Origin of the sequence: Methylobacterium sp. E-041 (genome assembly GCF_022829665.1) — a bacterium.
In the GTDB taxonomy this organism is placed as follows: domain Bacteria; phylum Pseudomonadota; class Alphaproteobacteria; order Rhizobiales; family Beijerinckiaceae; genus Methylobacterium.
On sequence record NZ_JAKSYQ010000261.1, the window covers coordinates 1 to 413 of the forward strand.

Genomic DNA, 413 nt, shown 5'->3' on the forward strand with positions numbered 1-413 from the left:
GTCGGCGGCAAGGAGACCCCGCTGCTGACCCACTTCGACCGCAACGGCTTCGGCTACACCCTCAACCGCGCCACCGGCGAGCTCCTCGTCGCCGAGAAGTTCGACCCGGTCGTCAACTGGGCCTCCAAGGTCGACATGGACAAGGGCTCCAAGACCTACGGTCGCCCCCTCGTCCAGGCCAAGTACTCCACCGAGCAGAACGGCGAGGATACCAACTCCAAGGGTATCTGCCCGGCGGCCCTCGGCACCAAGGACCAGCAGCCTGCTGCGTTCTCGCCGAAGACCAACCTGTTCTACGTGCCCACCAACCACGTCTGCATGGACTACGAGCCGTTCCGGGTGACCTACACCCCGGGCCAGCCCTACGTCGGTGCGACCCTGTCGATGTACCCCGCGCCGAACAGCCATGGCGG

The 413-nt window shown here is 66.1% G+C and carries 1 pseudogene; it reads left to right on the forward strand.

Annotated features, from left to right (window positions below):
* A pseudogene (locus tag MKK70_RS23360) lies at nucleotides 1-413 on the forward strand (PQQ-dependent dehydrogenase, methanol/ethanol family); the annotation flags it as partial.